The 14,500-nt window shown below is 61.0% G+C and carries 13 protein-coding genes; 3 read left to right on the top strand and 10 right to left on the bottom strand.

From position 1 onward, the window contains the following. Nucleotides 1-333: 333 nt before the first annotated feature. The 10 genes from FYK55_RS05910 to FYK55_RS05865 form a co-directional block, all read right to left on the bottom strand. Nucleotides 334-720: a F0F1 ATP synthase subunit epsilon gene (locus FYK55_RS05910; RefSeq protein ID WP_150075472.1), complete on the bottom strand. Its 387-nt coding sequence runs from the start codon at nt 718-720 to the stop codon at nt 334-336. Nucleotides 721-723: 3 nt separating this feature from the next. Then, nucleotides 724-2,172 carry a F0F1 ATP synthase subunit beta gene (atpD, locus tag FYK55_RS05905; RefSeq protein ID WP_150075471.1) on the bottom strand — a complete coding sequence of 483 codons (1,449 nt, stop codon included), beginning with the start codon at nt 2,170-2,172 and terminating at the stop codon, nt 724-726. Between the two features lie 70 nt (nt 2,173-2,242). Next, complete coding sequence (gene atpG, locus FYK55_RS05900; RefSeq protein ID WP_150075470.1) at nt 2,243-3,127, bottom strand: ATP synthase F1 subunit gamma; 885 nt, start codon at nt 3,125-3,127, stop codon at nt 2,243-2,245. 135 nt (nt 3,128-3,262) lie between these two features. Continuing rightward, the gene (gene atpA / locus FYK55_RS05895; protein ID WP_150075469.1) at nt 3,263-4,786 is read right to left on the bottom strand and encodes a F0F1 ATP synthase subunit alpha; all 1,524 of its coding nucleotides are present in this window, start codon (nt 4,784-4,786) and stop codon (nt 3,263-3,265) included. Nucleotides 4,787-4,861: 75 nt separating this feature from the next. Then, on the bottom strand, nt 4,862-5,488 hold the full coding sequence (atpH, locus tag FYK55_RS05890; RefSeq protein WP_150075468.1) for an ATP synthase F1 subunit delta: 627 nt from the start codon (nt 5,486-5,488) through the stop codon (nt 4,862-4,864). Nucleotides 5,489-5,531: 43 nt separating this feature from the next. Further along, the gene (gene atpF, locus FYK55_RS05885) at nt 5,532-6,191 is read right to left on the bottom strand and encodes a F0F1 ATP synthase subunit B (RefSeq protein WP_150075467.1); all 660 of its coding nucleotides are present in this window, start codon (nt 6,189-6,191) and stop codon (nt 5,532-5,534) included. A 94-nt stretch (nt 6,192-6,285) separates the two neighbouring features. Continuing rightward, nucleotides 6,286-6,531 carry an ATP synthase F0 subunit C gene (gene atpE, locus FYK55_RS05880; protein WP_150075466.1) on the bottom strand — a complete coding sequence of 82 codons (246 nt, stop codon included), beginning with the start codon at nt 6,529-6,531 and terminating at the stop codon, nt 6,286-6,288. Nucleotides 6,532-6,624: 93 nt separating this feature from the next. Further along, nucleotides 6,625-7,656, bottom strand: a complete 1,032-nt coding sequence (gene atpB / locus FYK55_RS05875; protein ID WP_150075465.1) for a F0F1 ATP synthase subunit A — start codon at nt 7,654-7,656, stop codon at nt 6,625-6,627. Nucleotides 7,657-7,667: 11 nt separating this feature from the next. After that, entirely contained in the window at nt 7,668-8,204 is a 537-nt protein-coding gene (locus FYK55_RS05870; protein ID WP_150075464.1) for a hypothetical protein, read from the bottom strand. After that, on the bottom strand, nt 8,149-8,490 hold the full coding sequence (locus tag FYK55_RS05865) for an AtpZ/AtpI family protein (protein WP_150075463.1): 342 nt from the start codon (nt 8,488-8,490) through the stop codon (nt 8,149-8,151). The genes FYK55_RS05870 and FYK55_RS05865 overlap by 56 nt, the downstream gene beginning before the upstream one ends. A 1,031-nt stretch (nt 8,491-9,521) precedes the next feature. On the opposite strand from FYK55_RS05865, the gene FYK55_RS05860 reads away from it, so the two are divergent. The 3 genes from FYK55_RS05860 (at nt 9,522) to FYK55_RS05850 (ending at nt 14,490) form a co-directional block, all read left to right on the top strand. Then, a complete protein-coding gene (locus FYK55_RS05860; protein WP_150075462.1) occupies nt 9,522-10,919 on the top strand; it encodes a DUF4912 domain-containing protein in 1,398 nt (465 codons plus the stop codon). A gap of 136 nt (nt 10,920-11,055) precedes the next feature. Beyond that, the gene (locus tag FYK55_RS05855) at nt 11,056-11,835 is read left to right on the top strand and encodes a ThuA domain-containing protein (protein ID WP_150075461.1); all 780 of its coding nucleotides are present in this window, start codon (nt 11,056-11,058) and stop codon (nt 11,833-11,835) included. A 453-nt stretch (nt 11,836-12,288) separates the two neighbouring features. After that, the gene (locus FYK55_RS05850) at nt 12,289-14,490 is read left to right on the top strand and encodes an acetylxylan esterase (protein ID WP_161604329.1); all 2,202 of its coding nucleotides are present in this window, start codon (nt 12,289-12,291) and stop codon (nt 14,488-14,490) included. Nucleotides 14,491-14,500: the final 10 nt, after the last annotated feature.

The raw sequence follows: 14,500 nt of genomic DNA, 5'->3' as shown, positions 1-14,500 counted from the left end.
CTGAAGCTCTGCTACTCATTGGCCGCCACTATCGGAAAGATAGAACGCGGTTACCAGCTAAGGATTCCCCACGGACGGGACGAGGAAGCCCCGCGTCGTGCAGACCCCCGGATTGAATCCTGGCGTGTACAGACGAGGGACCGACCGCGATAAACGGGCCACGGTGCGGGGAATCGCCTTGAGAACTGGCGTCTTGGACCAAGACCGGTCCGAAGCTGTCCGGAAGCAGCCGCGGCGCTGCCTGACTTGCCGGAAGATCGGTAGAGCGGCGCGAATAGCCAATCAAGGCGAATTTTGCGTCATCCGATTCGCTTCGAAAACGTGACCCGACGACTATCGAGCGGAGCGCAGCATGCCGCGGGCGCGGCGGACGGCGGTGTCCTTCAGCTGCATTTGCTCGGGAGTTTTGGAGGGCATTGCCAGCGCTTCGTCCAACGCCGTTTCGGCGCTGTCCGATTCGAGCTTGTCGATCGGAATCGATCGTGAGGTCAACAGGCTGACGACATTGTCCTCCACCTGGGCAAACCCGCCGTCGACGAAGTAATGCTTCGTCCCGGAGGCGGTGTCCAACTGAAGGGTTCCGAAGCCGAGCCGTCCGATCATCGGGGCGCGACCGGGCAGGATTCCCAGCGAGCCGTCGAACATCGGCAGGGTGACCGAGTTCGCTTCGCAATCCAGTTCGGTCCGCTCGGGGGTGACGACGATGCAGCGAATCGCCATGGCTTATTTCTTCTCCATCTTTTTAGCCTGCGCTTCAGCCTGTTCGATCGAACCGACGTACATGAAGGCTTGTTCGGGCAGGTGATCCCACTTGCCATCGCAGAGTTCTTCGAAGCTGCGAATGGTGTCTTCCAGCGGGGTGATTTCACCGGGCTTGCCGATGAAGACTTCCGCCACGAGGAAGGGTTGGGACAGGAACCGTTCGATACGACGGGCGCGGTGCACGATCGTCTTGTCTTCCTCGCTCAATTCGTCCACACCCAGGATCGCGATGATGTCCTGCAGTTCGCGGTAGCGTTGCAGGATGGTTTGGACGCGACGGGCGATGGCGTAATGGCGATCGCCGACGTATTGCGGGTCCAGAATACGCGAGTTGGAAGCGAGCGGATCGATGGCCGGGTAGATCCCTTTTTCGGAGATCGAACGATCCAGGTAGATGAACGCATCGAGCTGCCCGAAGGCGGTTGCCGGCGCGGGGTCGGTCGGGTCGTCGGCGGGAACATAGACGGCCTGAACCGAGGTGATCGCTCCCTTCTTGGTTGACGTAATCCGTTCCTGCAGGGCACCCATTTCGGTCGCCAACGTGGGCTGATAACCCACCGCCGACGGCATCCGGCCCAGCAGCGCGGAGACCTCCGAACCGGCCTGGGAGAATCGGAAGATGTTGTCGACGAACAGCAGCGTGTCGGCGCCGGTGGTATCGCGGAAGTACTCGGCCATTGTCAGGGCGGAAAGCGCGACGCGGAGCCGCGATCCCGGCGGCTCGTTCATCTGGCCAAAGACCATGCAGGTCTGCTCGATCACTTTGCGGCCGGTCGTGCCGATTTCGGTTTCCTGCATTTCCAGCCACAGGTCGGTGCCTTCACGCGTCCGTTCACCGACCCCGGCGAAGACGGAGTAGCCGCCGTGGCTGCTGGCGATCCGAGCGATCAGTTCGGTCAGAATCACGGTTTTTCCCAGACCGGCACCGCCAAACAGTCCGGCCTTACCACCGCGGACGAACGGGGTCAGCAAGTCGACGACCTTGATCCCGGTTTCGAACAGTTCGGTGTTGGTCGACAGTTCGTTGACCGGCGGCGCGGTGCGGTGGATCGGCCAGTGATCTTCGGCATTGACCGGGCCGCGTTTGTCGATCGGCTCACCGAGAACGTTGAAGACTCGGCCGAGGGTTTCCTTTCCGACGGGGACCGAAACAGGTTTACCGGTGTCGACGACGTCCATTCCACGCATCATGCCCTCGGTGCTGCCGAGTGCGATGGCGCGAACGCGTCCGCCGCCGAGGTGCTGCTGCACTTCGCCGACCAGGTCGATCGTGACGCCCTTGTGCTGGCTTTTGATTTCCAGGGCGTTGTAGATTTCCGGCATCTGGCCTTCGGGGAATTCGGCGTCGAACGTCGACCCGATGACCTGTGTGACTTTGCCGACGACGCGTGTTTCCGTTGCGGTGGACATGCTTTTTTCTTCGCTCGATCGTGGGGTGTGGGAGGCCGCAGCGGCCCGTCACCAAGTGTGGGAGAAGTGGTCAGTTTTCCAGGGCTTCGACGCCGCCGATGATCTCCATGATCTCGCCGGTGATCTGGCCCTGTCTGGCCCGGTTGTAGGTCATTGAAAGTTGTTTGATCATTTCGCCGGCGTTCTCGGTCGCGCCCTTCATGGCGATCATCCGTGCGACTTGTTCACTGACCGCGGCGTCCAGGAAGCATTTGAACAGCCGGACCTTGAAACTGGTCGGAACGACCTCTTCCAGAATGCTCTCGGCCGACGGCAGGAACTCGAAGTCGACGTTGGCCCCGCGGGGCTCGTCCAAGTCCTGGTCTTCACCGAGGGAGCCCAGTGGCAGCAGGGTTTCGACCGTGGGGACCTGTTTGGAAGTGCTGATGAACTTCGTGTAGACCACGTCCAGCCGATCGATCTCGCCGGTGATGTACCGGGCCAGGTAGCTGTCGGCGATCTTTTCGACGTCGTCGTAGCCGGGCTGATCTTCGAACTGGGTGTGCTGTTCGGCGATGTCGATCTTGCGGAACTTCAGGCCGTTGATGCCGCGTTTGCCGCTGACATCGACCTTCACCAGGGGCAGGGTTTCTCGCAGCTGACGGATCCGTGGAACCGCTTCCCGGAGGATCGAGGCGTTGTAGCCGCCGCACAAACCGCGGTTGCTGGTCAACACCAGAACGCGAGCACTTTTGACGTTATCACGTTGTTCCAGCAGCGGGTGTTTGACGTCCATTCCCGAAGCGGCCAACCGCGCGACGATCTTGGTGATCTGTTCGGTGTAGGCGGTCGCGGCCTGCGCCCGGTCCATCGCTTTCTTGTAGCGCGCCGTCGCGATCAGTTCCATGGTCCGCGTGATCTTGCGGATGTTCTTGATCGACTTGCGTCGTTTGTCGAGCGCTCTTGCGTTAGCCATGAATCATTTTGTGGGCGGGTTTGTTCAACTGCGTTGACGATTGTCGGAAGGGAGTTGCGGATGCCGGGGCCCGAACCGATGACTCGGGCCCGTCGGCGCCGGCGGGTCGGTGCCGGCTGTTCCGTTCCGATCGGGTCACACGGCGGTGGCGACGGGTTTGTATCCGGCTTTGAAATCCTTGATGGCACCTTCCAGCTTTTCGACCACTTCGTCGGTCAGGGCGCCTTCGGTGGTCAGGGTTTCCAACAGGCCGGAGTGTTTGTCGTTGACGAACTGCAGGAAGTCCTTCTCCCATTGGCTGACGGCCTTGATCTCCACGTCGTCCAGGAAGCCCTTGGTACCGGCGTACAGGATCACGACTTGTTCGGCGACCGACAGCGGATGGTACTGGGGTTGCTTGAGCAGTTCGACCATCCGATAGCCGCGATCCAATTGTGCCTGGGTGGCGGGATCCAGGTCGGTACCCAATTGGGCGAAAGCCTCCAGGGCCCGGAACGCGGCCAGGTCCAGACGCAGGCCACCGGCGACCTTCTTCATCGCTTTGATCTGGGCCGCTCCGCCCACGCGTGAGACCGAAATCCCCGGGTTCATTGCCGGGCGAACGCCAGCGAAGAACAAGTCGGGCTGGACATAGATCTGGCCGTCGGTGATCGAAATCACGTTGGTCGGGATGTAGGCCGACACCTCCCCTTCGAGCGTTTCGATGATCGGCAGGCTGGTCAGTGAGCCGCCGCCGAGTTCGTCGGACAGTTTCGAGGACCGTTCCAGCAACCGGCTGTGGCAATAGAACACGTCGCCGGGGAATGCTTCGCGTCCCGGCGGGCGACGCATCAGCAGGCTCATCTGCCGGTACGCGACGGCCTGTTTGCTCAAATCGTCGTAGACGATCAGGGCGTGACCGCCGTTGAACATGAAGTGTTCGGCCATCGCCGTTCCGGCGTACGGTGCGATGTATTGCAGCGGAGCCGGTGCGCTGGCTCCGGCGTTGATCACGGTGGTGTATTCCATCGCGCCGTACTTTTCCAGCACGTCGACGACGCCGGCGACCGCGGAGTCCTTCTGGCCGATGGCGACGTAGAAGCACTTCACGTCCTGGCCCTTCTGGTTCAGGATGGCGTCGATCGCGATGGCCGTTTTGCCGGTCTTCCGGTCACCGATGATCAATTCCCGCTGGCCACGACCGATGGGCGTCATCGCGTCGATGGCCTTGATCCCGGTCTGCATCGGCTCGGTCACCGGCTGGCGTTCGGCGACTCCGGTCGCAATCAGCTCGACGGGACGCGTGATGTCTGATTGCACCGGGCCTTTGCCGTCCAGCGGATTTCCCAATGGGTCCAGCACGCGACCGACCACGGCGTCACCGGCCGGGACGCTCAACAGCGTTCCCAGGGCTTTGACTTCGTCGCCTTCCTGGATCGTCAGGTACTCGCCCAGGATGATCACGCCGACGCTGTTTTCTTCCAGGTTGAAGGCCAGCCCGATCGCGCCGTTGGGGAATTCCACCATTTCCCCGGCCATCACGCCGGAGAGCCCGTAAACGCGAGCGATCCCGTCCCCGACTTCCAGGACGGTCCCGACTTCGCGGACGTCGATCTTGCTGTCGAAGTTTTCGATCTCCTGCTGCAAGACCGAGGCGATTTCGTCGCTGCTAAATTTCATGGCGATTGGTGCGTTGAAGAATGCAAATGTAAGGGGTGGGGAAACGCGGGCTGCCGCGGCGGGCGGGCCGGCCGACTATTGAGTCAACTGATCAAAGTTTTCCATCAGCCGGCTGGAAAAACCTTCACGGGCTCGCTTGGCGATCCCTTCCAGACGCGTGGCGACACTGCTGTCGAACACCGTGTCGCCGATGCGAATCACCATGCCGCCGATCAGGTCCGCATCGACGACTTCCTGCAAACGGACTTCTTTGTTCAGCACACCGCCCAAGCGTTCGGTGATCTGGGACCGCAAGTTGTCGTCCAAGGGGACCGCCGTGCGGACTTTGGCCAGCACCCGTCCGGACATTTCGTCGTACTTCTCGACCAGGCCCTGTCGGACCGCGGCGAGCTGCCCCAACCGATCCCGTGACGCCATCACCTTCAAGAACGTCACCAACATCGGATCGAACGTCTCGCCGAACAGGCGATCGATGACACGGTTTTTCTCTTCCACGTCGATACGGGGCGAGGCGAACGCGGCGGCCAGCTTGGGATTGTTGGCTAAATAATCGTCCACCAACTCGGAGAGTTGCTGCACGATCAGGTCGGTTTTACCCTGCTTTTGCGACGCAGCCAGCAAGGCCTGGGCATAGGTTTTGCCCAGCTGCTCGGCTCCGGTGTCCAGCACCGTTTCGTGTTTCAGGGCGTCGGGGTTTTCCATGGAATTTCCAATCGAGTGGATCACAACGTCCGATCGCGGGCGATCAGTTGTTGCTGGGCACTTGCTCCAACGCTTTGCGGATCAGTTCGGCGTGATCTTCCGGACGCAGTTCGCGTCCGACGACCTGCTTGGCGACACCCATGGCCAGGGCGGACGTCTGATCGGCGATCTCCGACAGAGCGACTTTCTTGGCATTTTCGATATCCGCCAGGGCTCGTTCACTTTGACGACGCGCGTCGGCCTTGGCTTCGTCGACGATCTTGGCCGCGTTGGATTCCGCGGTCCGGCGGGCGTCGGCCAGGATCTCCTGGGCCTGCGTGTTGGCCTCGGACATCTTGTGCTCGTACTCCGCCAGGATCGACTTGGCTTCCTGGTTGGCCGCCTGGGCGCCGGCCAGATCGCTGGCGATCTTTTCCTCCCGCGCCTTCAGCCCGCCCAGAATGACCGGCCAGACGAACTTGGAAAGGATGAACAGCAGTCCCAAGAAAATCGCCAGGTTGACGATCGCCGCCCCGGGATCGAAGGACAGGATCGGCGGCGTCGCGGAGTGCTCCGCTGCGGAAACCTCTCCACCCTCTCCGACTTCGTGGTTGGCGGCAGCCGGTGTGGTTTCCGCGGCGAAAGCCGCCGTCACACCCACCGACGGGGTCATCGACAAAGCGACGACCGCGACAGCCATTACAACAGTACGCAAATACGACATGGAATCACCCTGGCAAACCGAGCGGATCTGAATGAACGAGTTCGGTGGGCGGCCCCTGGCGGCCACGCCCCACCGAGCGCTGTCGGCCGTGGACCTACAGCAGGTACATCAGGATCAACGCGATCACGGTCACACCTTCGATCAGTGCGGCCGAAATCAGCATTTGCGTGCTGATCGTTCCGCTCGCCTCAGGTTGACGAGCGATCGCATCGACTGCACCGCCACCGATTCGACCGATGCCGAGGGCGGCACCAAAAATCACGAGGCCGATGCCGATGCCGACACCCATCTTGCCAAACTCTGCAGCTTCTTGAGCCAGCATCATTGCGAATTCAAACATCTTCGGTTCGCTCCTAGAAGTCTCTCGTCGCCCGTCGCTATCGAAGAACGGACACAGAAAAAAAGGGGGAAAGGTTAAAGGTCAGTGGGTTCGTCACGAGCTGGCCAACCCGGCCAAACGCGATGGGTCGGTCAACTTATCCAGATCCATTTGCGACTCGTCGCTCATCGGATCGTGGTGATCTCCGTGGTCGCCGTGATCGGCGGCCGTGGTCGAGATGAATAGAACAGTCAGGAAGGTGAAAATGAATGCCTGCAGCAAGCAGATAAACAGTTCCAACATCATCAGGGCGATGCAGCCCACGATCACCGCCAGTTCGACTCCGTAGCCGAGCAGGTGAGAAACCGAGGCGGCCGTGAAGACCAGCCCCACGATCGCCGCGACCACCAGGTGGCCCGCCATCATGGTGCCGAAAAGTCGCATCGCCAACACGACGCACTTGATGATCAACCCGACCCATTCCAGGATGTAAAGCGGAATGCCCAGCCCCAGGGACATTGCCGGCGGTCCGTCCCAGCCGACCGGGTTGAAGTGCGAGAAGAACGCCTTGGCACTGGTTTCGCGAATCCCGATGAACACCACCGCGATGAAACTGCACAGCGCCAGCATCACGTTCAGCGACAAGTTGCTGGTGGCGGTCCCGCCCCAGTGGCTGTAATGGTCCGCGTGATCGGTCCATATCGATCCGGCCAGCTGAAAGGCATAACCGAACGGGACCAGTCCCAACACGTTGGCGAACAGGATGAAGAAGAACACCGTCCAGATGTACGGGATGTACTTGTCGGTCAGCCCGTGCAGGTTCGGGCGGGCGACCTCGTCGCGGATGAACCAGCACACCGTCTCAAACAGCTGCGCCAGACGGCCTTTGGTCTGATAGGCCTCCAGGCCTTCCCCCTTCACGCGAACCTTCATCGCCACGTACGCGAAGACCAAGATCACGGCCAACGCCGCAAAGAAGGTCATCGCCAAATGATTGGTGATGTAGAAGCTGTACTGGCCGTCCTTGATGAACAACGCCGGAATGTCGCCTCCGCCCACCGGGATCGTGAACAGCGGCTCCTCGTGCAGCGCGTGCGGCACGACGTGCGAAAGCGGGTCATCGGCGGATGCAAAAATCAGGTTCATTGATTTTTTTCTTAGCTTCTGGAAATGGTCCGCTGATCGAGACGAGGCAATTGCAGCGCCCAGACGGTGACTTCGACCGTCGTCAGGTAGACATACCAAGCGAGAATCGTTCCGGCGACAACGTGCTTCGCGGCGGGCATTTGATAACTACCCAATGCAACCAATGCAACAGTGCCAACCAGGCGAATCACGCTGGCAATCGAAAATCCGACCGTCAACTTTGCCGGTTCCACCGCGTCGCTCTTGCGGCCGACACGCAACTCAACGGCCGCCATCGAAAGACCGGCCAGCAACCCGACCAGCCCGCAGCCCGTTCCGGCCCAGACAGCTGCCCTCGGTTCCAGCGGCAAAAGTCCGCTCCGCAACGCCAAGCCCATCGCCAGCATCCCCAGCGCCCACGCGGCCGCCAGGATCAGCAGGCACCACGTGGAGGCGCGCGATGACCAGGGACGCGGGATTCGGAGTGGGGTTCGGTCGGGCGACAATGCTTCATCACTCTTGTGGTTGGTCGGTCGAATCCGTGTCCGCGGAATCGGTCCTTCTTCCATCGGTCATCCGTTCCGACTCCGACACCGAAAGTGCCAGCCGGATGAAACGGATCAAGCCCAGGACGAAACCGATCAATCCGAAGGCGGCGGACCAGACGGGGCGTTGGACCTGAAACTTTCTGTCCAGCAGCAGGCCGATGCCGCCGAACAGCAACGTCACCGCCGCCAGCTCCATCCCCGCTCCGCTCAGCCGAATCCACTTGGGCCGTCCCGCCGTTGAAGGCCGGTGATCGACGTGTTCGTCGCTCGACTTCGTATCGGACGCCAAGGGATCGTCTTGCGACATGTGCTTGTTCGTCCGACCGCTTGCCAGCGGAAGAAAAGTTCCCGACGCCGAGACGCTCCTCCTCGGCGACGATGCTTCCAGCGACACTGGAATTGTTAAGCTCCGGGCGATAGTGTGATCACCTTCGGCCCGGCGGCTACCGGGGGCGACCGATCGCCGCACCGGCGGGCGTCAAAATGAGTGGCTCGCTATCCCTGCGTTGCCGTCGGTGCCTGTCGGTTCCGTGCGTTCGCATCGACACGAGTGCCAACCGTCCAAAACAACTTGCACCTTCCAGCTTGGAGGTCGTGCAGTTTTGCTTCCCCCTTCCTCCGGGAGGGTCGCGGAGGGGTATGCGACAGCGCGGGGAGGGCTGTCCGTCGCCAGGGGTTCCAGCCGGTTCCTTCAGGCACCCTCCGCGAAGGCTTGTGCCTCGCCTGTCACGCTCACGTGGCGAGAGTGGATTTCAGAAAAGCACGTCATCTTCTGGCGTGGAAAGCCTGGGGCTGTCGGGGGCAATCCGGTGACGATTCAGGACTTGGGGGTGGTTGCAAACGGCCCGCTGTGGCTATTTTCCGGGCCGCGGTGGGTCGGTGACCGTTGCCGCTTACCAGATTGTCGTCATTTTGTGACTTCAATTGGCGAATCCGCGACGCCGACTCTAGAAGTTTTGAGATCATTTGGCATAATGCCAGGGGTGGTGATTGCTCCATTATTGGCAGCTGAGCGGCGAGGTGACCCCGCCTTTTCCCCATTCTGGGGGATTCCCTCGGCGATTTCAGGCGTGCCAAGCGAGTGATTGACACCACAACCGACCAGACCGTGCCGGCCACCCGCCGTATCGAAGCGTTATTGGGCTGTTTTAAATGACATCGCAGACCCCTCCCGCGGTGGTTTTGGCGCCTGCTGGGGTGCGAGCTGCTGCCTGGACAGGGATGTCGGATCACGCCGGCTTTCGAGCCGCAGGCGGTATCTGGCGGCGTTTGCACTGAAATTCTCCCACTTCGATCGCTCCGCTTGGCCGCATGACTAGAACATCTGGAGACAAAACCTTGATCAAGACTGCAGACCTCAAGTCGCAAACCCGGCGAGAGCTCGCCACGCTCGCGAAGAACTACGGGATCGCCGGTTGGCATGGCATGCGGAAGGAAGAGCTGGTCGACGCCATTTCCAAGCTTCAACGTCGGCTGCGGCGGAAATCAGGCGGTTCATCGGGATCGGGCAGCAAATCCAAATCGTCGGCCGGTTCCCAGTCCAAGTCGTCGCAGTCCAAATCGTCGCAGAGCAAGCCCGGTGGGTCGGTCAGCGGGAAATCCCGCGAGGGCTCCCGTCAGCGGGGAAGCGATTTCCAGTCGTCGCCGACGGACAAGTCGTCCAAATCGAAATCTCCCTCCGGATCGCAGAAAGGGGCCCGCAGTGCCAAAGCGTCCAGGTCGGGGCGAACCGGTCGCTCGAAATCTCGTGGCAACGTGTCGCTGAACGACCGTCCCCTGCCGGAGATGCGGGCACCCAAAGTGTCCGCCAAGACGGCCCGCATTCGCGCACAGTTTCGGCGACAAAAAGAACAGGCCGAACGGCTCCGAGATCTTTCGACCGGGACGTTGGTCGGAGGGTCGGCGGTGAAAAACAAGAGCGGTGGCAATCGCACCAGTTCGGGAGAGCCTCATAAGGATCGGATCGTGTTGATGGTCCGGGATTCCTACTGGCTGCAAGCGAATTGGGAAATCACGCGATCCAGCGTGTCGCGAGCGGAAAGCTCGCTGGCTGAACGTTGGCACACGGCCGCCCCGGTCTTGCGGCTGATGGAAGTCGAAGACGTCGCCAACAACATTGCCGAAACCGTTCAGCGCGACATTCCGATTCACGGTGGCGTCGACACGTGGTACATCGACGTTCAAGATCCGCCGACGCGTTTCCGGGTGGCGATTGGTTATCTGACCGCCGATGACGAATTCCACGCGATCTGCCGCAGCAACATCGTGCAAACGCCAAGCCCCGGGGAATGCGAGCGGCTGGACGAGCACTGGCACGACATCGCCGATGACTACGAACGGATCTATTCGCTCAGCGGAGGGTACGACACCGACGGCGGTGATCTGAAAGAGGTGTTTGAGGAGCGGTTGCAGCGCTCGATGCCCTCTCGCGGCTCGCAAGGCCAGACCGTTGCCGATCCGACGCTATTGCGTCAGTCGAAGTTGCCCTTTGAAGTCGATGCGGAGTTGATCGTGTTCGGCAAAACAGACTCAGGGTCGTCCGTTTCGCTGGGCGGTCGTCCCGTGAAGTTGCAGGCCGATGGGACGTTCACCGTGCGAATGAAGCTGCCCGATAAGCGGCAAGTGCTGCCGGTCACCGCGGAAAGTCGTGACGGAATGCGGCAACGCACGACCGTCATCGCGGTCGAACGCAATACCAAGGTCATGGAAGCTGTTGACGTCAAGGATTCCTTCTGAGCGACCAAGGATCACGATGCCAACGTGATCAACAATCCAAACGAACACGCCCCGTTGCGTTCCTCCCCAGCCCGGTCCGGTTTGATCCGCCGGGCTGTTCCTTTTTCAACCCCCATCCGGTCGGAGTCCTCTGCCGATGATGTCTCGAACTTTCCCTGTCCTTGCCGGCCTGTTGTGCTTGGTTCTCACCGCGAATCCCGTCGGCCATGCCGTTGCGGAAGAAGTCGAAAGTGGTAGCAAGCCGCTAAATATCTTGCTGATCACCAGCGGTTGTTGCCACGACTATGACTTTCAAACCAAGTCGATGCAGCTGGCGTTCAAGCGGGCCGGGGTCGATGCAAATTGGACGGTGGTCAACGAAGGCGGGACCGGGACCGAAGCGCAAATCGATTTCTACGGCGAATCGGACTGGGCCAAAGGGTTCGATGTCTGCATTCATAACGAGTGCTTCGCGAACACCACCGACGCGGATTACATCCGCAGCATCACCGGGCCTCACCGGGAGGGCCTTCCGGCGGTCGTGATTCACTGCGCGATGCACACCTACCGCGGTGCGTCGATCGATGATTGGCGTCAACTGCTGGGGGTCACCAGTCGAAGACACGAACACAAAAGTGCGTATCCGGTCGAGGTGGTGGCCGAACAGCATCCGATCATGGAATCGTTTCCGGACGGTCACACGATCCAGTTGGACGAGCTTTACGTGATCGAAAAGGTCTGGCCCAACGCGACCGTGTTGGCAACCAGCAAGAGCGAAAAGACGGGTCAGTCGCACCCGGTGATTTGGACCAATCAGTTTGGCAAGGCGCGTGTCTTTGGAACCACCTACGGGCATTCCAATGAGACGTTTGAAGATCAAGAGTTCTTGAAGCTGCTGGTCCGAGGCACCGTCTGGGCAGCCCGCGGCGACCGCTAGACCCAACCTATCGTAGCCACCGTCGCCAGACCGTAGACCAGCCCATCGTAGCCACCGTCACCAGACGGTGGACCAGCCCATCGTAGCCACCGTCGCCAGACGGTGGACCCAGAGAAGGTTCCATCGTCTCACGATGTTCCGTCGTCCTACGAGCACGTCGATTTCGAAAGGGCCTCTGTGGCGCCCCTCGCCACACGGTGGCCCGCAGCCTGCAATCTCCGGCCAAAGCTCGGCTTTGCGCCCCTTCAATTCTTGCCGTTTGCAGCGGCAGACTGGGTTTGAAACCAGTGCGGCAGTTGAAACCGGTGGCAGCCAGCGGCTTGTTGCAGAATTCGGGTACAATCGCGCGGTCGGACCGACACTGGCAGGGGGCACTGCCAACACGCTTTCCGGTCGGACAGATCGCCCTCCCCTTTCCTGCCTTGTGCTCGCCCACCCATGTATCGAATGTTGATGCCGCTTCGCGATTTCGTATCCACCGGACTGGTCCATCGTTCGGCAAGCTGCGGTTTGCTCGCGCTGGTTTTCGGGCTGGCCCAGCCGAGCTTTGTCTTGTCGGAGTCACCCGGCCAGCAAGACGTCTCGAAGCTGAAGACGTTGAACGGGCATTTTCCGTTTCACGTTCCCGACTCGGTCGATGCCTGGCAGCGTCGGGCAGAGCAATTGCGGAGCCGGGTGATGGTTGCCACGGGGCTGTGGCCGATGCCCACTCGGGAACCCATCAAGCCGGTGATTCACGGCAAGGTGCAGCGACCGGGCTTCACCGCGGAGAAGGTTTACTTTCAATCCTTGCCCGGGCACTTTGTGACTGGAATGTTGTTCCGCCCGTCGCCGGAGTCGCCCAACCGCGGTGAGGACGGAAAACGCCCCGGAGTGCTTTGTCCCCACGGGCACGGCGGACGTCTGATGCGGCTGAGCGATCAAGAGTTGAAAGCGCAGCTGGAATCGGGCGGCGAGGTTCACGAGAAGTCGGGACGCTACCCGAAGCTTGCCCGTTGCGCCCATTTGACGCGGATGGGCTGCGTCGTCTTTATCTACGACATGCTTGGCTACGGTGATTCCCATCAGATTGCTTTCGAAGTTGCCCATCGCCACGCCGATCCGCGGCCGGAAGAATCCGATGGTTCGCGACCGTGTTTCTACAGCATGGAAGCCGACTTGAATTTGCAGTCGATCATGGGGCTGCAGACCTGGAACGCGATTCGGTCGCTGGATTTTTTGGCCGAACTTCCGGACGTCGACGCGGGCCGTTTGGGCGTCACCGGAGGCAGCGGTGGTGGGACGCAGACCATTTTGTTGGACGCGATTGATCCTCGCATCCGGGTCAGCTTTCCCAACGGCATGGTGTCCACGTCCATGCAAGGTGGCTGCTATTGCGAAAACTGCAATTACCTTCGAATCGGAACGGGCAACGTCGAACTTGCCGCGTTGTTTGCGCCCAAGCCACAGGGGATGACGGCGGCCGACGATTGGACACGCGACATGATGAACGACGGATTCCCTGAACTACGCCGGCTGTACGAAATGCTCGGTGCCCGGACGGACGTGATGTGCCGTCCGCTGCTGCAGTTCCCTCACAACTACAACTACGTCACGCGGCAGACGATGTACCGATGGATGGCCGAGCACCTGGACCTGTCCGACCAGACACCGCTGGTCGAGCAGGACTTTGAGCCGTTTTCCGAAGAAGAACTCTCGGTTTGGGACGACCAGCATCCGGCGCCGCGCGAATCCGGTGTGGAGCACGAACGCGACGTGCTCGCCTGGTGGAACGATCAGAATGATCAGGCATTGGACCGGAAACGCGACGAGGGTCCGCAGGAGTGGAATCAAGTGCTGGCGACGGCTTGGCGGGTCATCTTTGATTCCGACTGGCCGCAGCGCGACGCATGGAAGGTCCAGCCGATTCAGCCAGAGCGGTCGGTTTCGTCCGACCCGACGGAATCGGTTTTGAAAAGCTATCGGCGCGTCGACCAGCGCATTGAGCATTCCGGTTGGGGAACGGTCGTTGACGTGACCGTCTTCCGTCGCGATGCGGATCGCGATCGCCAGAGCGATCAAGTCCTGGTGGTTCCGGTGATCGGCGGATCGAGTGATTCGATGGATGCGGTTTTGACAGACGTGATGGCGCGGTCCGGTGATTCGGCGTCACCCGCCGTCGTCGCCGTGGCGCACCTGAATCCGGCCGCGGGTGAAGACGCGGCGGGGCATCCACGTCAGGCTTTGGTTGACGACGAACGCGACTACTCGGCATTCACGTTCGGCTACAACCGTCCGTTGGCGGTCAAGCGTTTTCGCCAGTTGTTGTGTGCTTTGGCGGCCCTGGACCCGGGCGAAGCCGGAGCGTTGAAATTGGTCGCGACCGAGTCGGCGATTGCCCCCAGCGCCGCGGCGGCGGTGGTTGCTGCAAGCCACCTGGACGCGTTCGAAATTCACGATCCAGGCTTCCGATTCGCAAACGTGAAAAGCTACGCGGACCCCGACTTCGTGCCCGGGGCAAGCAAGTACTTGGATTTGCCGGGGTTGTTGTCCCTCCGAGCGCCGTACCCGATGAGTCTGGTGACGGACGATGCGGATTTCGAACGGCTGGTTCGTCAGGCTTACGTGGCCGAGGGTGCAGGCGATGCTCTCCACGTCTCCAAGCCGCAGCAGTAGTCACGGGTCG

The sequence above is a fragment of the Roseiconus nitratireducens genome (assembly GCF_008629675.1).
In the GTDB taxonomy this organism is placed as follows: domain Bacteria; phylum Planctomycetota; class Planctomycetia; order Pirellulales; family Pirellulaceae; genus Stieleria; species Stieleria nitratireducens.
Note: the sequence above shows the minus strand (reverse complement) of the source record. Positions and strands in the feature narration are given on the sequence as shown.

Excerpts from the sequence above, each read along its gene's own strand:
- FYK55_RS05910 (WP_150075472.1), bottom strand. The coding sequence starts at position 720 with ATGGCGATTCGCTGCATCGTCGTCACCCCCGAGCGGACCGAACTGGAT.
- atpD (WP_150075471.1), bottom strand. The coding sequence starts at position 2,172 with ATGTCCACCGCAACGGAAACACGCGTCGTCGGCAAAGTCACACAGGTC.
- atpG (WP_150075470.1), bottom strand. The coding sequence starts at position 3,127 with ATGGCTAACGCAAGAGCGCTCGACAAACGACGCAAGTCGATCAAGAAC.
- atpA (WP_150075469.1), bottom strand. The coding sequence starts at position 4,786 with ATGAAATTTAGCAGCGACGAAATCGCCTCGGTCTTGCAGCAGGAGATC.
- atpH (WP_150075468.1), bottom strand. The coding sequence starts at position 5,488 with ATGGAAAACCCCGACGCCCTGAAACACGAAACGGTGCTGGACACCGGA.
- atpF (WP_150075467.1), bottom strand. The coding sequence starts at position 6,191 with ATGTCGTATTTGCGTACTGTTGTAATGGCTGTCGCGGTCGTCGCTTTG.
- atpE (WP_150075466.1), bottom strand. The coding sequence starts at position 6,531 with ATGTTTGAATTCGCAATGATGCTGGCTCAAGAAGCTGCAGAGTTTGGC.
- atpB (WP_150075465.1), bottom strand. The coding sequence starts at position 7,656 with ATGAACCTGATTTTTGCATCCGCCGATGACCCGCTTTCGCACGTCGTG.
- FYK55_RS05870 (WP_150075464.1), bottom strand. The coding sequence starts at position 8,204 with ATGGAAGAAGGACCGATTCCGCGGACACGGATTCGACCGACCAACCAC.
- FYK55_RS05865 (WP_150075463.1), bottom strand. The coding sequence starts at position 8,490 with ATGTCGCAAGACGATCCCTTGGCGTCCGATACGAAGTCGAGCGACGAA.
- FYK55_RS05855 (WP_150075461.1), top strand. The coding sequence starts at position 11,056 with ATGATGTCTCGAACTTTCCCTGTCCTTGCCGGCCTGTTGTGCTTGGTT.
- FYK55_RS05850 (WP_161604329.1), top strand. The coding sequence starts at position 12,289 with ATGCCGCTTCGCGATTTCGTATCCACCGGACTGGTCCATCGTTCGGCA.